General features: G+C 62.0%; 21 protein-coding genes and 2 pseudogenes. 8 read left to right on the forward strand and 15 right to left on the reverse strand.

Annotated features, from left to right (window positions below; genetic code table 11):
* Positions 1 to 55 precede the first annotated feature (55 nt).
* Positions 56 to 253: a hypothetical protein gene (locus tag LB551_RS12200; RefSeq protein ID WP_140496155.1), complete on the forward strand. Its 198-nt coding sequence runs from the start codon at positions 56 to 58 to the stop codon at positions 251 to 253.
* A gap of 88 nt (positions 254 to 341) precedes the next feature.
* On the opposite strand, the gene LB551_RS12205 is transcribed toward LB551_RS12200, so the two are convergent.
* Complete coding sequence (locus tag LB551_RS12205; RefSeq protein WP_224659295.1) at positions 342 to 2,045, reverse strand: HAD family hydrolase; 1,704 nt, start codon at positions 2,043 to 2,045, stop codon at positions 342 to 344.
* 269 nt (positions 2,046 to 2,314) lie between these two features.
* On the opposite strand from LB551_RS12205, the gene LB551_RS12210 reads away from it, so the two are divergent.
* Positions 2,315 to 3,124: a nucleotidyltransferase family protein gene (locus LB551_RS12210; protein ID WP_140549727.1), complete on the forward strand. Its 810-nt coding sequence runs from the start codon at positions 2,315 to 2,317 to the stop codon at positions 3,122 to 3,124.
* Positions 3,117 to 3,866 (forward strand): metallophosphoesterase, encoded by a 750-nt coding sequence (locus tag LB551_RS12215; protein WP_224623874.1) that lies wholly within the window; start codon positions 3,117 to 3,119, stop codon positions 3,864 to 3,866. Before LB551_RS12210 ends, LB551_RS12215 begins: the two co-directional genes overlap by 8 nt.
* Positions 3,867 to 3,890: 24 nt before the next feature.
* Here LB551_RS12215 and LB551_RS12220 read toward each other — a convergent pair whose 3' ends face one another.
* Positions 3,891 to 4,076: a hypothetical protein gene (locus tag LB551_RS12220; protein WP_140549729.1), complete on the reverse strand. Its 186-nt coding sequence runs from the start codon at positions 4,074 to 4,076 to the stop codon at positions 3,891 to 3,893.
* Positions 4,077 to 4,238: 162 nt separating this feature from the next.
* Between LB551_RS12220 and LB551_RS12225 the strand changes: the two genes are divergently transcribed.
* Complete coding sequence (locus LB551_RS12225) at positions 4,239 to 4,412, forward strand: hypothetical protein (protein ID WP_140496150.1); 174 nt, start codon at positions 4,239 to 4,241, stop codon at positions 4,410 to 4,412.
* Positions 4,413 to 4,535: 123 nt separating this feature from the next.
* Positions 4,536 to 4,972, forward strand: a pseudogene (locus tag LB551_RS12230) (CBS domain-containing protein).
* A 55-nt stretch (positions 4,973 to 5,027) separates the two neighbouring features.
* Here LB551_RS12230 and LB551_RS12235 read toward each other — a convergent pair.
* The 3 genes and pseudogenes from LB551_RS12235 to LB551_RS12245 all read right to left on the reverse strand — a co-directional run bounded on the left by LB551_RS12235 (position 5,028) and on the right by LB551_RS12245 (position 7,570).
* Positions 5,028 to 6,218 (reverse strand): NADH-quinone oxidoreductase subunit D, encoded by a 1,191-nt coding sequence (locus LB551_RS12235; RefSeq protein WP_224659296.1) that lies wholly within the window; start codon positions 6,216 to 6,218, stop codon positions 5,028 to 5,030.
* Between the two features lie 77 nt (positions 6,219 to 6,295).
* Positions 6,296 to 6,682, reverse strand: coding sequence for a hypothetical protein (locus LB551_RS12240; protein WP_224659297.1), 387 nt, complete (start codon positions 6,680 to 6,682; stop codon positions 6,296 to 6,298).
* Between the two features lie 180 nt (positions 6,683 to 6,862).
* A pseudogene (locus LB551_RS12245) lies at positions 6,863 to 7,570 on the reverse strand (MgtC/SapB family protein).
* A gap of 150 nt (positions 7,571 to 7,720) precedes the next feature.
* On the opposite strand from LB551_RS12245, the gene LB551_RS12250 reads away from it, so the two are divergent.
* Positions 7,721 to 8,338 (forward strand): flavodoxin family protein, encoded by a 618-nt coding sequence (locus tag LB551_RS12250; RefSeq protein ID WP_224659298.1) that lies wholly within the window; start codon positions 7,721 to 7,723, stop codon positions 8,336 to 8,338.
* A gap of 93 nt (positions 8,339 to 8,431) precedes the next feature.
* On the opposite strand, the gene LB551_RS12255 is transcribed toward LB551_RS12250, so the two are convergent.
* A complete protein-coding gene (locus tag LB551_RS12255) occupies positions 8,432 to 8,713 on the reverse strand; it encodes a hypothetical protein (RefSeq protein WP_224659299.1) in 282 nt (93 codons plus the stop codon).
* A 360-nt stretch (positions 8,714 to 9,073) separates the two neighbouring features.
* Between LB551_RS12255 and LB551_RS12260 the strand changes: the two genes are divergently transcribed.
* A complete protein-coding gene (locus LB551_RS12260) occupies positions 9,074 to 9,412 on the forward strand; it encodes a DUF427 domain-containing protein (RefSeq protein WP_318012726.1) in 339 nt (112 codons plus the stop codon).
* A gap of 25 nt (positions 9,413 to 9,437) precedes the next feature.
* Here LB551_RS12260 and LB551_RS12265 read toward each other — a convergent pair whose 3' ends face one another.
* Genes LB551_RS12265 through LB551_RS12275 form a run of 3 tightly spaced genes read right to left on the reverse strand, consistent with a single transcriptional unit; the run spans position 9,438 to position 11,291 of the window.
* Positions 9,438 to 9,854, reverse strand: a complete 417-nt coding sequence (locus LB551_RS12265; protein WP_224623867.1) for an HD domain-containing protein — start codon at positions 9,852 to 9,854, stop codon at positions 9,438 to 9,440.
* A 13-nt stretch (positions 9,855 to 9,867) separates the two neighbouring features.
* On the reverse strand, positions 9,868 to 10,923 hold the full coding sequence (locus LB551_RS12270) for an ATP-dependent DNA ligase (protein ID WP_224659363.1): 1,056 nt from the start codon (positions 10,921 to 10,923) through the stop codon (positions 9,868 to 9,870).
* Positions 10,875 to 11,291 carry a GFA family protein gene (locus tag LB551_RS12275; protein ID WP_224659300.1) on the reverse strand — a complete coding sequence of 139 codons (417 nt, stop codon included), beginning with the start codon at positions 11,289 to 11,291 and terminating at the stop codon, positions 10,875 to 10,877. Before LB551_RS12275 ends, LB551_RS12270 begins: the two co-directional genes overlap by 49 nt.
* 237 nt (positions 11,292 to 11,528) lie before the next feature.
* Here LB551_RS12275 and LB551_RS12280 point away from each other — a divergent pair, with 237 nt between their 5' ends.
* Complete coding sequence (locus LB551_RS12280) at positions 11,529 to 12,137, forward strand: cysteine hydrolase family protein (RefSeq protein ID WP_224659301.1); 609 nt, start codon at positions 11,529 to 11,531, stop codon at positions 12,135 to 12,137.
* 19 nt (positions 12,138 to 12,156) lie between these two features.
* On the opposite strand, the gene LB551_RS12285 is transcribed toward LB551_RS12280, so the two are convergent.
* From LB551_RS12285 to LB551_RS12310, 6 genes are all read right to left on the reverse strand, one after another.
* On the reverse strand, positions 12,157 to 12,600 hold the full coding sequence (locus LB551_RS12285) for a PPC domain-containing DNA-binding protein (protein WP_224623864.1): 444 nt from the start codon (positions 12,598 to 12,600) through the stop codon (positions 12,157 to 12,159).
* Positions 12,601 to 12,742: 142 nt separating this feature from the next.
* Complete coding sequence (locus tag LB551_RS12290) at positions 12,743 to 12,907, reverse strand: hypothetical protein (RefSeq protein WP_181169370.1); 165 nt, start codon at positions 12,905 to 12,907, stop codon at positions 12,743 to 12,745.
* Between the two features lie 101 nt (positions 12,908 to 13,008).
* Positions 13,009 to 14,607 carry a DHA2 family efflux MFS transporter permease subunit gene (locus LB551_RS12295; RefSeq protein ID WP_224659302.1) on the reverse strand — a complete coding sequence of 533 codons (1,599 nt, stop codon included), beginning with the start codon at positions 14,605 to 14,607 and terminating at the stop codon, positions 13,009 to 13,011.
* The gene (locus tag LB551_RS12300) at positions 14,604 to 15,830 is read right to left on the reverse strand and encodes an HlyD family secretion protein (RefSeq protein ID WP_224659303.1); all 1,227 of its coding nucleotides are present in this window, start codon (positions 15,828 to 15,830) and stop codon (positions 14,604 to 14,606) included. The genes LB551_RS12295 and LB551_RS12300 overlap by 4 nt, the downstream gene beginning before the upstream one ends.
* A 57-nt stretch (positions 15,831 to 15,887) precedes the next feature.
* Entirely contained in the window at positions 15,888 to 16,040 is a 153-nt protein-coding gene (locus tag LB551_RS12305; RefSeq protein ID WP_224659304.1) for a peptide ABC transporter permease, read from the reverse strand.
* Between the two features lie 144 nt (positions 16,041 to 16,184).
* Positions 16,185 to 18,653, reverse strand: a complete 2,469-nt coding sequence (locus LB551_RS12310; protein WP_224659305.1) for a membrane-bound PQQ-dependent dehydrogenase, glucose/quinate/shikimate family — start codon at positions 18,651 to 18,653, stop codon at positions 16,185 to 16,187.
* Between the last annotated feature and the right edge of the window lie 94 nt (positions 18,654 to 18,747).

The raw sequence follows: 18,747 nt of genomic DNA on the forward strand, positions 1-18,747 counted from the left end.
GCATTTTCCGGGGGAGACAACTGTCGTCTCGAAGTTGGACTGAAGGAGAATTAGCATGCCCAATCAAGGTGGTAGCCACGAGCAACATGTGAAGGCAGGCCAGCAGAGCCACAAGAACACGGAAAACAAGAACCGCCAGCAGCAACAGGCCGCCGGCAACAATGAGCGGCAACAGGGCGACGGCTCCAACATGCGGGGCGGCTCGCACGAACAACATGTAAGAGCGGGCCAACAGAGCCACAAAAATCGCTAGAGGATTTCGGCCAGACGCTGACCTCTCATGACGTGAGAAGGCCCATCCCGAGGAATCGGGATGGGCCTATGTCCGCCCAGGTTCAAGATCAGTCCGCGGGAGCAGTGTAACGGCGGCCGATGGCTTCGGCGATGGCGGCGCGGCTCTCCTGCATGTCCGTGCCGGTATCCGCTTCTATGTCCGCCACCTCGTCGGCGAGGTTCTCGTCCTTGATCTTGTTGCGGAACCATTCCGAATAATCGCCGGCGCGCAGGTGATGTTCCCAGGTGCGATCGTCGATGCCTTCGGCGATGTGAAGGAACATCATCAGGTTCTGCGCTTTCAGGTTAAGCGCTCCGTCCGGCCCCCGGAAATAGAAGCTGTTGTCGCCAAGGTCGCCCTCGGCATATTTGCGCATGTGCCGCTTGCGAACCTGGCGGGGCCGTTCGACCTTGACCGTCCCGATCGGCTCGCCCGACGATCGTTTCCAGAACAGGACTTCGTCCTTGGGAGGCGGCACGGCGCCGTCGGGAACGTCGATGCCGACCGCGGCACAGAAGCTTGCGACGATCTTGTCGGCTTCCGGTCCAAGCGCCAGAACGGTTTCGACGCCAGCCAGGACGTCGCGCGAAACCAGATCGGGGTGCACGGTGATCAGGATGGTCGCGGGGAGGCTCTTGGGCAGCGCAAAAGACGCGCCGTCGCGGGCCCGGGGCAAAAGATGATGCGCCTCGTCGATGATCAGCCAATGCGGTCGGCCGGTGCGCGCGCGAATGCTGGCCATGTCCGGCAGCAGCTTGGCAAAATTGCCAGGCCGTTCGGCGGTCTTCAGCCCCAGCATGTTGACAGCGACATTGTTGGTTGGCTTGGACAGAAGATCGAAGACCTCACGCGAGATCGGCGGGGTCTTGGCGTCGCCAACCACCACCACATTCTCGAGTTCCTGATAGTCGCCTTCGGGGTCGAGAACGCAAAACTGAAACCCCTTCTCGACAAAGCGCTCGGTCAACGCGGTGGCAAGCGTGGATTTGCCGATACCGGACGTGCCGGCCAGCAGCACGCCGCCGCCATGCGGTGAAAGGTGCACCTGCGCGCCCGCTCTGTCGGTTCCCACCTCCACGTGTTGGCGAGCCGTCTCCACGAAGCCGGCATCTCGCGATATGAGCTGTTCGATCAGTTCCACCACGCCGGCACCTCGAGGGCTGGCTGTGACGAAATCCGCCGTCTCCTTAACGGTCGGCAATGCGTTGGCTACGGCGACGCCGAAGCCGACGGCGCGCAGGAATGCATGGTCGTTCTCGGCATCGCCGACGCCGACGACGTTATGGGCGGAAAACCCCAATTCCTCGAGCGCGCAGGCAAGGCCGGTGGCCTTGTTGACCCCGCTTGGCAACACCATCACCGCGCCCTTGTTGAAGATGATCTCGAGCTCAAGTCCAAGCTCCTTGATCTCCGACAGCACGGCGGCTTCCTGTGGTTCCCAGGTGGCCACGACGCAGCGTCCGACCGACAGCGGCGCGACCCCGCGACGTTTCAGCCGGTCGACAAATTCGGCCGGGGGCGCCGGCGCCAAAAGCCGTTCCTTCTTCGAAGCGGGCGTATAGAGCAGCGCGCCGTTTTCGGCGACCACCCTGTCGAAAATGTCGAGTGCCGGAAAGACCCGCTCGAGATCGGCAAGCTCGCGGCCGGTCACCATGATCAGCTTGCGGCCCGTCTGCTTCAGCCGTTCGAGCGCGGCATAGGTCGCATCGGAGACGGCCCCGTCTTCGGCGAGCGTGCCGTCATAGTCTGTCGCTAGGGCAAGAACATACATCCTGGATATCGTCTGCGCTTGAAACCAGACACCCCGATCGCCCGAAGGCAGCTTCGGCTGGTCCGGGCTAACGGCGCCAGATGGCGTTGGTTCCAATGCAGGAAACGGTCCCCGCAACATGCGGAAGCCCGAGATCCTGCGGGTGATTTTGCCCGCCGCCACCGGATTTTCCCCAGCCGTGACGCGACGATGGCGGAACCAGGCAAGGTCCCCGCTGTTAACAACGCGGGCGATCAATCGGTTGCCGATGTGTGGGAGCCATGCGTGTCATGACCAACGATCCGTTGCCGGGAACTGTTCCGGCATCCCTTCCCACGATCGATGCAAAGGCCGCGCCGACGCTCAAGAACGCCGAGGCCGAGGTGTTCTATACCGAGGCCATTCGCGAACTCGCCGCCACCGACATTCCTTTCCTTGTCGCCGGAACCTATGCGGTAAGCGCCTACACCGGCGTCATTCGTCAGACGAAGGATCTCGACATCTTCTGCAAGGCAGGCGACTACGCGCGCATCCTGGCTCATTTCAAACAACTCGGCTACGCGGTCGAGATCGAGGACGACCGATGGCTTGGAAAGGTCTTCAAGGGTACGCATTTCTTCGACATCATATTCGCCTCCGCGAACGGAACGGTGCCGGTAAGCGACCAGTGGCTGGAGCATGCCCGCCAAACCGAACTGTTGGGAAGCCGGGTGAGGATCATCAGCCCGACCGAGCTCATATGGTCCAAATGCTTCATCCAGGACAGAGGGCGCCATGATGGCGCGGACATCGCCCATACGATCCTCAAGGCGCAGGACCAGATCGACTGGCACAGGCTTCTGTCCTACCTGGAAGTCCACTGGGAAGTGCTGCTGATGCAGCTTCTCAGTTTCAGATGGATCTATCCGAGCGAGCGCGACCGCATCCCCGCGTGGCTGCTTGATGAACTGCTCGACCGTCTTGCCAAGCAACGTCAATTGCCTTCCCCCAGAATGAAGATCTGCCGCGGCCGCCTGCTTTCGCAAACCGACTACGAAATCGACGTCAAGGAATGGGGTTTTGCCGGCGTCGGCGGTACAGGAGAATTTCGCGATGGCTGAACGGGCCGAAAACGCTGCGGCGATGGATAACAACACTACACTCAAGGTGGCTGCCGTTGGCGACCTGCATGTGAAGGAGGACGTCCAGACGTCGTATCGCGATCTCTTCAGCGAGATGTCACGCGAGGCCGATATCCTCGTCCTTCCAGGCGATCTGACCAATCTGGGCAAGCCCCGCGAGGCCGAGATCCTCGCCGAAGACCTGCGCGCCTGTTCCATTCCGGTGGTCGGCGTGCTCGGCAACCACGATTATGAATCCGGAGCGGTCGAGGACGTCGCGGAAATCCTACGTCAAGCGGGCGTCCATCTCCTCGACGGGCAGACGACGGAAATAGAGGAGGTCGGCTTCGTCGGCGTGAAGGGGTTCGTCGGAGGGTTTGGGTCACGCATGCTCGGCTCCTTCGGCGAGCCGGCCATCAAGTCAATGGTCGCCGAGAGCGTCAGCGAGGCGATGCGGCTTGAGAACGCGATGCGCCAGGTTCGCGCAAAACGCACACTTGTCATTCTGCACTACGCTCCGATCGTCGAGACCATCGCCGGCGAGCCCTTGGAGATATTTCCGTTTCTGGGCTCGTCGCGGCTGGCGGAAACGATCGACCGGTTCCAGGTCAGTGCTGTCGTCCACGGCCATGCGCATCGGGGAAGCTATGAGGGCCGCACGCCGGGCGGGGCGAGGGTCTACAACGTCGCCATGCACGTCTCCAAACCGACCGGCCGACCATATGCCTTGCTTGAAATCTGACGGAGTGGGACGCCGTCCCGACGATCAGCTTACCGCTTTGATCGATTTGGCCAATTCTTCGAGCTTGTGCGGATCGTTGCCGTGACGGCGCACGAGCTCGCGTGCCTGATTGGACGGCAGATCGGCTGTTGCCGCCAGCTGCCGGACCTGTTCACTGTCGACCGCGACCTGCGGCAAGTTGCTGCCGGAAATTCTCTCGTCACCAGCCATCGTCTTTCTCCTCGATCGATTGTCGAGAGAACGGATTGGAAAATCGTCCGGTTCCGAAAGACGCGGCTGAAGTCGATCGCGGATGCGATCGGCAGTGCGTCACCTCCATGGAACAAATGACGCCGGCCAGGAGTTGCGTCCCGAATGAAGGGAGGTGATCCCGTGCCAAACCCAGGAAAACCAGATCCCAATCGCGACGTGCCGATGCCGGCGCCGACCTGGAAGCCGGAACCGATCGAGGAGCCGGATCCGGAGCAACTTCCGGACGAGACGCCTTTGCCCAATCCCGACGAGAACGAAGAGTCGCCGATGCATGCCGGGAGCCGCGTCGTCTGACCGTGCGAGGCGTGAGATCCTGATCCCGGGTGGCAATGGAACGTCTCGTGCCAGCTCCATCGTCCCTTCATCGTGTTTCCATTGCAACAATGGCAAGGGGCGCATCAAGCAAAGGAGAACATCATGAAAGTTGCCAACTGCATGACGCAAGGCGTTCAGGTCGCCAGTCCGGACCAGACCCTACGGGAGGCCGCCGCCGCCATGGCCAGCCTCGATGCCGGGGCTCTGCCCGTAGGCGAGGACGACCGACTGGTCGGAATGATTACCGATCGCGACATCGCCGTCCGTGGCGTCGCCCAGGGCAGGGGCCTGATACCCGGGTGCGCGAAGTGATGAGTGCCGAGATCAGGTACTGTTACGACGACGAGGAGATCGAAGACGTGCTCCAGCAGATGGGGGACCTTCAGGTTAGGCGGCTGCCGGTGATCAACCGTGAAAAACGGCTGGTTGGCATCATCTCGCTTGGCGATCTCACGAAGAATGGCGAGGCCGCCCGAGCCGGCGAAGCGCTGAACGGCATCTCGCAGGCAGGCGGCGCGCATTCGCAGACGGCGCACTGACTATCGCCGACATGGCGAGGTTCGCCGCCCGCGGAACGCGGGCGGCGGTGAATGTTCAGCGATCGATCTCTCCAAAGACGATGTCGAGGGAGCCGATGATCGCGGAGACGTCGGCGATCATGTGCCCCCGGGACAGATAGTCCATCGCCTGCAGATGCGCGAAGGACGGCGCGCGAATCTTGCACCGGTAAGGAACATTGCCCCCGTCCGAAACCAGATAGACGCCGAATTCGCCTTTCGGCGCCTCGACGGCGGCGTAGACCTCGCCTTCGGGCACGTGATGGCCTTCCGTGTAAAGTTTGAAATGGTGAATGGTCGCTTCCATGGAGCGTTTCATCTCCGCGCGGCGCGGGGGCGTGATCTTCCGGTTGGGAATTGCCACCGGTCCCTGGCCTTGCGGCGACCGCAGCTTGTCAAGACATTGCCTCATGATCCGGACCGACTGGCGCATCTCCTCCATTCGTACGAGGTAGCGGTCATAGCAATCGCCGTTCTTGCCGATGGGAATATCGAAATCCATCTGCGGGTAGCATTCGTAGGGCTGCGCCTTGCGCAAATCCCATGCCGCGCCCGATCCCCGCACCATTACGCCGGAAAATCCCCAAGCCCAGGCATCGTCGAGACCGATGACGCCGACGTCGACATTGCGTTGCTTGAAGATGCGGTTTTCGGTGAGTAGTTCTTCGAGATTGTCACAGACCTTGAGGAACGGATCGCAGAAATCCCAGATGTCGTCCAACAGGTCCGGTGGAAGATCCTGATGTACGCCGCCGATCCTGAAATAGTTGGCATGCATGCGGGCGCCCGACGCGCGTTCATAAAACACCATCAGTTTCTCGCGTTCGGCGAAACCCCACAGCGGCGGCGTGAGGGCGCCGATATCCATCGCCTGCGTGGTGACATTGAGCAGATGCGACAGCAGCCGGCCGATCTCGCAATACAGCACGCGGATGAGCTGGCCACGCTGTGGAACCGAGATCTGGAGCAGCTTCTCCGCCGCCAGACAGAAGGCGTGCTCCTGATTCATCGGCGCCACATAGTCAAGCCTGTCAAAATAGGGCAGGGCCTGCAGGTAGTTCTTGTACTCGATCAACTTCTCCGTGCCTCGGTGCAGCAGCCCGATATGCGGATCGACGCGTTCGACGACTTCACCATCGAGTTCGAGCACCAGCCGCAGGACGCCATGCGCCGCAGGGTGCTGCGGTCCGAAGTTTATCGTGAAATTGCGGACCGTCGCGTCAGCCATGACGCCCTCCTTCGACCTTTGCCGCCTGGCTGCGGAGCTGGGATATCCGCCCCGGCATCGGGTGCTGACCCATGCCGTCAGGTCGTGGTCTGTATGATCAGCGTCAGCGTGCCGTCGCCGTCAATGTTGGCCGCCACCACTTCGGAGGCATCAAGCCCATTCGCGGCCAGCACCGACGAGGCTTCCGGCGATGCGCTGACCGAGCTCTGCAGGACGTGAAGGTCTTCCTGGCTGGTCTGGGCAACCACGGTCTCGACCTTGGCCTTGAGGTCGGGGGGCAAGTCCGCCAATGCGACGATGGCTACGTTGGTGAATGTCTGTCCGGTAATGCCCTGGTCGGGACCGGTCTGATCAGGCACGGCTTCCGGTGCCGGGGCGGCTGGGGGAAGTGGCGCGTTTTGGGACTGTGCATGGGCAGGCAAAGTCAAAGCGAACGCCGCCAGGATGATGATCGTCTTGTTCATGATGTTTCCTTCCTTGTTCGAGGAGGATCGATCGGGATGCCGCGCGACAGGAACTGCCGAATGCAGCCATCGTCTCGAACAGCGTTGCGTGTTCAAAGCGCGAAGCCCGGATTTGTTCCGGCTCCAGTCGAATCCGGAGCCAGGGACAAGGACGCAACCGGTTCCGCTGCCTGCCTATGGTCAGGGGCCTTTGTCGCTGGTCGCCTCAAACCGTTCGATGTCGTAGCGCGGACTGATCCGCGCCAGTATCTCGACGGACGGCTTGGCCGCATCGGGCTGTTTCCAGCTCAGCTCGAAGGAGAATATGAAACGGCCGCGCTCGATGTCGTGCTGCATTCCGAGAAAGCGCCAGCGATAGCCCAGCGGTTGAACCAATGGATCGAGGTCAGGCGGAACGCCGTTCGCCGACGAGATCACTAGGATCGCATGATGGGTGCGTGGGATCCACAGATCGACCTGCTTCAGCACCTGAAGCGTTATCAACGTCAAAACCGTCCCCGCTTTGCCAAGTGCCAGTTGCCCGCCGCCGAAGGCGAGGCCGATTGCGGTCATGACCCACAAGGTGGCGGCCGTGGTGACACCCGTCACGAAATCGCCGCGGCGGAGAATGGCTCCGCCGCCAATGAAGCCAACGCCCGTCAGCACGCCCAGCGGAAAACGCAGCACGTCCATCACACTGAACGAATCCGGATCCTTGCCGCCCACCTAGAGCAGGATATTGGCCTGCATCATCGCGATCGCGGCCGCCAGGCCGACGAGGATGGTGGTTCTGAGCCCGGCGGTGTGGCCGCGGGCTTCCCTGTTCATTCCGATGATCACGCCAGCAACAAAAGCAAGAGCCAGGCGCAGGGCGAGGTCGGTCAAGGTTGGATGAAGCGGCATGGTCATGGCGAGGACGACTCACGCAATGGGCTCGTTCTCCAACACCGCGAAGCGTTCGATGGTTCCCACGGTGGAAGGTGAAGCTTCTTGTCGGGTTTCAGGCAACCCACGGCGACCCGGTGCGTTTGGCACAGAACGCACTCGGGAGATCTTTCCATGCCACTCACCGCCTTTGCGCTCAATTGCACCTTGAAGGCCTCCGACGACGCCGAGAGATCGTCCACGGACCGCCTGCTGGCGGATCTGCTGGCGGCGATGGTGCCGCATGGGGTTCGGGGCGAAATCGTTCGCGCGCTCGACCATGAGATCAAACCCGGCGTGCTGTCGGACATGGGCGAGGGAGACGGATGGCCACAGCTCCGCAGAAAGATCCTCGAGGCCGACATCTTCGTGCTGGGCCTGCCCATCTGGCTCGGCCAGCCTTCGAGTGTCGCCAAGCGCGTCCTGGAACGAATGGATGCGTTTCTATCGGAGACCGACAAACAAGGCCGGATGCCGGCCGCCGGCAAGATCGCGATCGTGGCGATCGTCGGCAATGAAGACGGCGCCCATGCCTGCCATGCAGCGTGCTTTCAGGCGCTAAACGACGTCGGCTTCACGATTCCTGCCAATGCTGGCGTGTATTGGGTTGGGCAGGCTATGGGCGATGTCAACTATGTCGACCTGCCCGGAACGCCGGAAGCCGTGGTCGAGATGATCGAAATGACGGCTTCGAATGCGGCCCATCTGGCTACCGTGCTGAAGGAAAGGCAGTATCCCGGCGTCGGAAAGTGAAGAGATTTTCGTAGCGGCTTCTCCATTCACGGAGTGCCTGTTGGCCCTGACGCCATCGGCCACTCGATGGTTGCCGGTTGGCGTCCTCTTGTCTCACGTCTCGTCAAAAGGCCCGGCCCGCCTGGCCAGATCGCGCGATATGGCACCTTCCTCTTCGTCGTCGGGCAACGCCTCGTCGCTGTTCTGGTAGGCGTTGTCATCGTCCTCTTCCGGCAGGTCCCCTTCCTTCTCGACGTCGACGACGGCGTCGACATTGTCGGACACCTTGTCTGGAAGAACCCTGCCGCCCTTGATTGCATCCCAGTCCGACTGCTGGATTGCCGGGGCTTCAGTTTCGTCCGGTTGTTCGGATCGTTGCTTCTTGCGCGGTTCCATCTCATGTCTCCAGTATGAACGGGGTGCCTCATGTGGGCCCCTTTGTAGCCAGTGCGTCGCTTTCCGCCGTCGGTTATCCTGATGGGTCGTGGAATTGGAAAGGCTAACGGATAACCGCCAACCCGGCCCGTTGTTCCTCTCAGTGGGATCGGTTGGTGTTTCGCCGCGGGCCTGGGATGCCGCATCGGGGGGCAGCCGCCGCATTCGCGCAACCAATCCCGCATTACCTCGTTTTGCCTTTGAGACCGCCCTTGATCGACTGTACCGATTGGAAACCTCAGAGACACTCAAATGAACCCTTCAGCCGAGCCCCGATCACCGTCGGGAAACAATCTCCATATTCAGCCTTTCCATGGAACGGTGACCGTCAGATTCTCCGACGCCATCATCGCTTCCACCGAACATGCACTGCAGGTCCAGGAAGCGGGGAGGGATCCTGTGTTCTACATCCCGTTCCAGGATATATATTTCGACCTGCTCGAGAAAACCGATACCACCTCGATATCGCCAAAAGGCACTGCGAGCTATTGGCGCGTGCATGCCGTTGGCGGATCGGCGGATGATTTCATGTGGGCGTATGAAGAGCCGGAGGCGCCTGTCCGGATGCTTGCTCGCCACGCCGCCTTCGATCCCGGCAAGGCTCGCATAGACGCCGATCCCGCTGAAGACGAGCGCCACACGCCTCACATCGTGGAATAGCCGGGCACCGCGGCCCAGGTCGCCTTCACGCTGCGCGGTCTTCGTCGAGAATGCGCAGGCCCTCTTCAAATTTCGCGATGGGAATCCCGGCCTGCCGCGCTTGCCACAGGTTGTCGGCCAGATCGGCACGCTTGACCGGTCGCGCCAGAGGATTTGACGCAGCCCGGCGCACGAAGGCGATTTCATTCTCGCCACGCCTCTTCGTCAGTGCATCGACCGCGGCGACAATCGAGGGACCAAAGCCTGCGGATTTCAGCCTCGTCCTTGTCCAGCCCTCCCCTTTTTCGAGGACGTCATGCAGATAAGCCACGATCTTCTGGTCAAGGGTTTCGACGGCGTCGACCACGCGCCTGCAGTGTTCGATATAGGGTTGCCCGGTCTTGTCGGTCTGCGATCGATGCGCGTCCTCGGCAATCTTGGCCGCCCGGTAGAGCATGCTCATTGCCAGCCTCCCTTCATTCGATCTGTTCGAAGCGGCATTGCCGCGGCGCCTTGTCCGGCCGCCATCGCAACAGTTTGGTTCCATGGCGAAACCGATTGCCGGTGACATGATCGAAACGGACTTCGACAACCAACTCCGGCAGCACGGGCTCCCATTCCCCGCTGCGTTCGGTGCTCCAGCGGCTCGGCCCACCGGGAGCCTTGCCGGTGAAGCCGGGTCCGCCTCGCAGTTTCTCGAGCTTCGCGGTAATTTCCGTCCTGTCGTCCTTGCCGATCGTCGACGTAAACCCGACATGGTCGAGCTTGCCGTGGTCGTCATAGAGTCCAAGCAGCAGGGATCCGACCTGGCTGCTGCCCGTAAGATAGCGGAACCCGCCGACGACACAGTCCGCCGTGCGCAGCCGCTTGACCTTGATCATGGTGCGCTCGCCCGGCCGATAGGGGTCCGTCAGCAGTTTGGCGACAACTCCATCGGTGGAGCCGTGGCCGGCCTCGCCCAGCCAGCGTCTGGCGGTGGTCACGTCGGTGGTGCGCGGCGACAACCGCAACGAGGAAACGCCAGACCTCGTGACGAAGCGCTCGATCGCGGCCCGTCGTTCCGTCAAGCTCCTGTCGAGCATGATCCCGCCATCCGGATCGGCGAGAATGTCGAACAGGACGAGATGGGCCGGGGTCTGCGCGCTCAGCATGCGAATCCTGCTTTCAGCAGGGTGAAGCCGCATCTGCAAGGCCTCGAAGGAGGGATCGCCGTTCACTTCGATGACGATCTCGCCGTCGACAACGAAAGACTGGGTATCAAGATCGCGCAACAGTGTCGTTATTTCCGGAAAATACCGGCCGAGCGGCTTGCCGGACTTGGCCCTGAGATCGACGCTTGCGGCGCCTTTGAAGGCCAGGCAGCGGAATCCGTCCCACTTCGGCTCATACTGCCAGAGACCGTCGTCGCCCGGCAGCGCGTCGGCTGCCTTGGCCTCCATGGGGCGGGTATCCAAAGGCAGTGGAAAAGCAGCGGTCACGGCCTCTACCACCGCTCTTCGGCGTCGTGGTGCGGCAGGTCCACACCGCAGCATGTCCATCCGAGCCGTTGCGCGGATCCGTAGTTGTATTGTGGCTCAAGATCGGCGGGATGATCGAAGGTTCCGACATGCAGGGCGATTTCATCCGGCGATGCATCATAGGCCAACGCGATGGGCGATCCGCAGTCGCGGCAGAAACTTCTTTGTGCGATGGGCGATGACCGGCGGCAGAAAGGCTGGTTGGAAAGCCATTGCAAGCTGGCTGAAGGGACCCAGGCCAGAACGGCAAATGCACTGCCGGTCGAGCGCCGGCACATGTCGCAGTGGCAATAGTGAGCGCGCGGCTTGGAGATGGTGCGATAGCGGACATTGCCGCACAGGCATCCCCCGGTTCGTTCTCTCATTTCTTCCAGCGCGACCATTGGCCGATCTCTCGAACCTCGATGCTGGTCAACGTTCCACCGATGATGTGGTTTCCGAAAGCCCGAGGGAACGAGTTTCGTTGCCTCGCGTTTGGTCGGTACTCCAGAAACCGGGGACCAGCGTAAGGATGTCGACTTGAACGGAACCCGTATCCGGCTGGCATGTGCGTTCGGGTATCCGTCCCGGGCCGCCTTCTGCCGGCTCGACGCCGGACACGATAAAGCGGGCCGCTGTTGATGTCGGCTCCGGGCCTGGCATATGGGCCCTTGGGGGATCATTGCGCTCATCTGTGTGTCGACATGCAGCGGCTGTTCGCCGAGCCGTCGGAATGGGCGACACCCTGGATCACCCGTGTCCTTCCCCGGATCGTCAGCCTTGCCGAACGGTATCCTTCGCAAACGATCTTTACGCGCTTCCTTCCGGCGCGAAGCCCGGGGCAGGGCGCCGGCACCTGGAAGCGGTACTATGAACGTTGGGCATCGATGACCATCGACAGGATCGGCGAGGAGATGATCGAACTCCTGCCGCCGCTGGCGGCATGCTGCCCGCCGGCGGTCGTCGTCGACAAGCACATCTATTCACCGTGGCCCGAAGGGCATTTGCACACGCTGCTTTCATCTCGCCGGATCGATACTCTGGTCATCACCGGCGGCGAGACCGACGTCTGCGTTCTGGCGACGGTGCTTGGCGCGATCGATATCGGCTACCGCGTGGTTCTGGTGACGGATGCCCTGTGCAGCTCTTCGGATGCAACACACGACGCGTTGATGACCGTCTATCATCAGCGGTTCGCGCAGCAGGTCGAAACGGTCGAGATGGAGACGGTTCTTTCCAGCTGGACCTGATCTCGAAGCAATGTCCAGGTCAGGCGCTCAGGTCGATCAAGGCGATGCCGAGATCGGCGTGTTTCCTGCGGCGCAGATGAGTGGGGGACTCGACCAGTGTGACCTCCAGCGTCGGTCGCACGACGCCGCCCAGCAGATGTCCGCCCCGCGTCGCTCCGTCGCTCAGTCCGAGCACGGCATGTAAGTGGAGGCTGGGCTTGCCGTCATCGCCCACGGCAATATCGCCGATCGCGCTGAGAACCTCGCACTGTTCGTTGACCGGTATCTTGCGATAGTCCTTTGCCTCGAAGTCGAACCAGCCGACGGCTGCTCGCTCGAACGCGCCGAGTGCCGTCAGCGATGCGCCGTCGATCTGTTCTTCGCTGGCAAAGGCAGTGAGCGCGCCAATCGCCTCCTCGCCAGGCTCCAGCACCACCACGAAGGTCCTCTGTCCCGCGACTTTCGAAACCAGTTTCGATTTCATTGCCGTTGTCCTGTAGCCAAGGCGCAGAAACCTTGGCGGTGAATTTTCAGGCCGGCCCACTTATTTGAACGAACCGTTCGCGTCCTTGTTCCATATTGCGGCAGGCTTGCGGCGTCGAAGCGACCGGCTAATATCCGAACGCCTACCCCTCAGCCTTGAAGTTCTTGGCTTCCTTTTTCACCTCTTTCCTGTCGTTGTTGTGCTTGCGGATGAGATCTTTCGCCTGCTTGGGCGAAACGTCGGTCGTTTCGGCCAGATGCACGGCTTCGCGATCTTCGTCCTGTGGCCGGATCTTTTCCTTGGCCATCGGTCTGTCTCCTTTTTTCCGTGTCATGGGACGTAACCAGACAAGCGCCGCCCGGTTCCATGAAACTGCCCTGCTCGAGGGAGCGCCTGCCTCGGCAGAAGCTATTTCGCGGAGGAACTCGACTTCGGGGAGCGCAGCAAAAGTGCGAGCGGCACGAGAAGGGCGGTCGCGATCGCCGAGTAGCGAAACAAGTCCACGTAAGCCAGAAGCGTCGCCTGCCGGCCTATCGTCTGGCCAATCCAGCCGACCGCCTGGACTTTCGCCTCGACCGCGGGCGAGCCCTGAGCGACGAAATAGTCCGTCATGCGCCGAAGCATCTGCTGATAGACAGGCGAGGACTGCGCCGTGTTTCCGATCAGATGGGATTGGTGCAGCTGCGCGTTCTGCGCCACGACGGTGTTGGAGAGCGATACGCCGACGCTGCCGCCGATATTGCGTGCGACATTGATCAGCGCAGAGGCCTGGTTGGTCTTTTGCGGCGGTAGGCCGACATAGGCGGCCGTCGAAATGGGGATGAACAGGAAGGGAAGCCCTACCGTGATGAAAATGCGGGCATAGGTGAAATAGCTGAAACCGGCATCCGGCGACAGTGAGGTCAGATGCCACAACCCGACGGCAACCGCCGACATGCCGATCATGATCAGGTATTTCGGCTGCACGAAGCCGGAGGCGAAGCCGGAAATCGGCATCAGCATCAGCATGGCGATGCCGCCGGGCATCATCGAAAGCCCCGAAAGCGTCGCGGTGTAGTCGAAGGTGGTCTGCTGGAGCTGCGGCAATATCTGCGTGGTGCTGAACAGCACCGCGCCGACCGCCAACATCACCAGAAAAGATGTGCCGAACTGGCGGGTGAAAACCAGCCGCATGTCGACGATCGGATCGCGATGGCGAAACTCCCAGGGGATCAGGAAAAGGAAAGAGACGGCCGAGATCACGGCGAATGTCGTGATGAAGCCCGACGCAAACCAGTCATTGCGCTGGCCCTCGTCAAGGAAGATCTCAAGGGATCCGAGCGCCAGCACGACGAAGATGAAGCCGACCCAGTCGATCTTCAGGCCACCCTTCAGCCTCTCCTGCCGCTCGCGCTCCAGCACGTCGGGTTCGACCAGCAGCCATTGCACAAGGGCCAACGACATGATGCCGAACGGCACGTTGATGAAGAAGATCCAGTGCCAGGAGAAATGATCGGTCAGCCAGCCGCCGATGGTCGGCCCGACCGTCGGTGCCACAATCACGGCGATGCCGTAGAGGGCAAAGGCCTGCGAGCGTTTTTCGGGCGGGAAGGTGTCGGCGAGGATCGACTGCTCGCTGGGCGCCATCCCACCGCCGCCCAGTCCCTGGAGGATGCGAAACAGGATCAGCATTTCCAGGTTGGGCGCCAGGCCGCAGAGCAGCGAGGCGAGCGTGAAGGTGGCGACGCAGATCATGTAATAGCGTTTGCGACCGATCACGCCGGCGAGCCAGCCGCTGATCGGGATGACGACGGAATTGGCGACCAGATAGGTGGTGATGATCCAGGTGCTTTCGTCCATTCCGGCCGCGAGGCTGCCCGCTATGTTGCGCAGCGCCACATTGGCAATGGAGGTATCGAGCACCAGCATGAAGGTGGCGATGGAGACGACGATGGCGATAAGCCAGGGATTGCGGCCGCCGGCGGCGGACCGGCTTTCGTCGGCTTGCGCGGTCGCCTGGCCGGTCATCGCACCTTGACCGTCGGCACCACGGACATGCCGGGCCCGAGCAGCAGGCCGGTCTTCTTGTCGAAGACGATCTTCACGGGCACGCGCTGCACCACCTTGACGAAATTGCCGGTCGCGTTCTCCGCGGGCAACAGGCTGAAAGCGGTTCCGCTGCCGGCCTGGATGCTGTCGACGTGGCCCCTGAAGGTCTGCTCCGGATAGGCGTCGATATTGATCTCGACGGGCTGGCCAGGCCGCATTAGGTCGAGTTGTGTTTCCTTGAAGTTGGCCTTCACCCACACGTCTTCGGGCACGAACATCATCAGCACTTGCCCCGGTTGGGCATATGCGCCCACGGCGGCGGATATGTTCGTCGCCCGTCCGGCCACCGGAGCGGTGATCGCGGTACGGGAAAGCGCGGTGCGGGCCTGCTCTTCGCTGGCATGGGCCTGGTCGAGTTTTGCCGCGGCGCTCTTGCGTTGGGCCTCAAGGACGGCGACTTGTCTCTGGGCGGCCACCACGTTCGCCTGCGAACTGTCGAGCGTCGCCTGGGCCTGGCGAAGCGTCGAGGCAGCCTGTTGCGCCTGCTGCAGCGTTCCGGTTCCCTTGGCGAGCAATTCGCTGTTGCGCTGATTTTCGGCCTTGGCGAAATCAAGCGCTGCCCGGCCTTGCGACACCTGTTTTTCGGCCTGGTCCACCTTGGCCTGCTGCGCTTCGATCTGGGCTGCAATGTCGGCGGTTTCGGCGTCGGCCTGCGCCACCTGCGCCTGAGCCTGCTTGAGGGATGCCTGATAATCCCTGTCGTCGATGCGCAGCAGGACGTCGCCGGCCTTTACGCTCTGGTTGTCGGTTACCGCCACATCGGTGATGCGGCCGGCGATTTCGGCGCCTATGGTTACAGTGCGGGCGTCGATGAAGGCGTCATCGGTCCATTCATACTGTCGCGCCTGGAGCCACCAGATGATCACTGCGGCCGCCGCCAGCAGCAGAACAAGGATAACCGCCGCGGTGACGTAGGGGTGCCGCCTGAGTGAGCCGAACAGGCCCTCTTTTTTCCCGGAGGAAGCATCGGAGTCCTGTTTTGCTTGTGGGCGCGACGAGGCGCCCTTCGGTCGTGAATCGGGGCGCCGCTTTGTTTGAGGTCTTTCGTCGACTGGTGCGACGTCTGGAGAGTTCGTGTCCACGTTAGCGGTCCGCGGTAGGGTTGGTGCGGCAAAGCCGCGTACTGGAAGGACGTAAATCAACGGATCCGCGTCCGAGAAAGTTCCTGTTTCAGATCGAGTGTTTGTGGCCGGCCCGCGCTAAGCGAAGCGCAGCAGCACCATCAACAGGACGATGCCGACAAGTCCCGCAATGAAGATGATACGGCGCGTTCGCGTTCGCAGGATAATCTCGCCTTGCCGCGCATCCTCTGCGGAAAAGACAGGCCCCTCCTTGTCGGGATCGTTGCTCATGAGCTGCTCCTTCCGACGAATTTGGAGTGTCTCAGGCAGCTAAAACCTGCTCATCCCGGCAAGGTTCCCCAGAAATCGCCGGGCCGGCGGGCGGGATCACGCTTTACCAGCCGAAAAGCGCAAGCCAGTCCGGTTCAGGCGCGATCAGTCCGCCGGCAACGCATAAGCGATCACGTCGTCGCCGACCTTCGTCTCCATGAAATGATGACCGCCGGGCGCGATGACGACATATTGCCGCCCGCCGACCTCATAGGTCATCGGGGTGGTCTGACCGCCGGCCGGCAGGTCCGTCTGCCAGACCACCTTGCCGGTCCTGATATCGATGGCGCGCAGCTTGTCGTCCGTCGCCGCCGCGATGAAGATCAGGCCGCCGGCGGTCACGAGCGGCCCGCCATTGTTGGGCGTGCCAATATCCAACGGCAACATGGATGGGATGCGCCAGGGGCCATTCTCGACCGCCTCGCCAAGCGGCTTGTCCCAGAGCGTCTTGCCCGTCTTCAGCTCGATGGCCCGGATATGGCCATAAGGCGGCTCGGAACAAAGCAGCCCCGTCGAGAGGCGCCAGCCCGCGTTGACGGCAATGGCGTAGGGCGATCCCATCTGCGGGTCACCCATGTCCTTGGCTCTTTTCGAAGCGCCGCCCTGTTCGATCGACCTGAAGCCTATCTGGTCCGCCTTCTGGCGCGGTATCAACTGATTGTAGTTGGGCATGTCGTTGTAATTGGCGACCAGGATGCCGGAATCGGTATCGACGGCGACACTTCCCCAGTCGGAGCCGCCATTGTAGCCGGGATATTCGATGAACGGCTTGTCCACCGTCGGGGGCGTATATTCGCCCTGGTAGGAAGCCTGCCGGAACTGGATGCGGCAGTAGAGCTGGTCGAGCGGACTCATGCCCCACATGTCCTTCTCGGTCAGCACAGGCTGGTCGAGATGCGCATAGCCGGAATAGGGCTGCGTCCTGGACAATTTCTCTGGTTCGACGCCGCCCGACGGCACCGGCCGTTCCTCGACGGGGAACAGCGATTTTCCGGTCTTGCGGTCGAGCACGTAGATCTGGCCCTGCTTGCTGGGCACGATGATTGCGGGAACCTTTCCATTGGCTGACGGAAAATCGACGAGCGTCGGCTGCGAACCGAGGTCGTAGTCCCAAAGGTCGTGATGGACGGTCTGAAAATGCCAGACCGGCTTGCCCGTCGTGACATCGACGGCGACGATTGAGGAGTTGTATTGGTTTTCGAAGTCCTTGCGATCGACACCATAATAGTCGACGGCGGCGTTGCCGAGCGGCAGGAAGACATAGCCGAGCTGCGGATCGGCGGCGGCTACGGTCCACATGTTGGGCGTGCCGCGCGTGTAGGTATCGCCCTGGGGCGGCGCGCCCGTGCGGTCCGGATGGCCCATGTCCCAAGCCCAGACTAGTCTCCCCGACATCACGTCATAGCCGCGCACGACGCCTGACGGGGCATCCTCGGCCTGGCCGTCCTGCACCTGAGCGCCAAGCACGGCAATGCCGCGCACGATGGTCGGAGGCGCCGTCACCGAATACCAGCCGGGCACGGTTTTGCCGAGCCCCTGGGTGAGATCGACGACGCCCTGCTGGCCGAAATCGCCACATGCCTTCCCGGTCCTGGCGTCGATGGCAATCAGCCTCGCATCGAGCGTGCCCCACAGGATGCGTGTTGCGCATGGTCGATCGGCGCTTGCGCCCGGAACGGCGTAGTAGGCGACGCCCCGGCAACTGGCGCCGTATGGGATGGCGGCGTCGGACACCTTCGGATCATAGCGCCACTCCTCCCTGCCGGTTGCCGCATTGGCCGAGATGACGATGCCCTTGGCCGAACATGCAAACAGGTGCCCGTCCACTTCGAGGGGGGTGTTTTCCGGGGAGTATTTGTCGGTCGCCGCCTTGCTAGGCATATCGCCCGTGTGGAAATCCCAAACTTTGGTCAGCTTCGCGACGTTGTCGGCGGTGATCTGTTTGAGAGGCGAATAGCGGGTGGCAAGTTCCGAGCCGCCATAGACGGGCCAATTCGGTCCAGCCTGGTGTATCGCGACATCGGGCTGAGGGCTGACCGGAACCTGACCAGATGCGCTTCCTGCGGCCGGTGGCGTGACCGGGGCAACCGGGGATGCCTCCTGGGATTGTGCCGAGGGCGTGAAATGCTGAAGCCCGATCGCGCAGCCAACAATGAAAAGGGCAACGGATGCGGTCGCGCAGCCGCGGTCGCGAACCCGTTTCGCGCGCCCGGCGCGGAAGGCGGGCAAGGTCAAAAGAACGAAGATCAGGATGACCGTCGGCGCGAGTACCCGGGGCATCAACCCCCAGCCGTCCATGCCGACTTCCCAATAAGCCCAGGCGAGCGTCGCGATCCAGGTCAGGACGTAGAGCCAGACTCCGGCGGCATTGCCGCTCAAAAGCAAAACCCCCGCCGCCAGGAGAGCCACCCCGGTGGGCAAATAGTACCAGGAGCCGCCCAGCGCGACGAGCCAGGCGCCGCCTGCGCCAATCAGCAAACCAAGTGTTGCCAGCAGCACACCCACGAACATGGTCCACCAGAAGGCGACGCCGGAGCGACGCCTGCCGGCGAGATTCGGATTGGCAGAAGTCATGACAGCATTTCCATTACGACAGGCTCATGATTGTTTCGAACGCTGGCCGTCTCGCATGGTTGCGATCGGTCGCGGTTTTCGAGGGCGCTCCCAA

The sequence above is a fragment of the Mesorhizobium sp. BR1-1-2 genome (assembly GCF_020165435.1).
GTDB lineage: Bacteria > Pseudomonadota > Alphaproteobacteria > Rhizobiales > Rhizobiaceae > Mesorhizobium.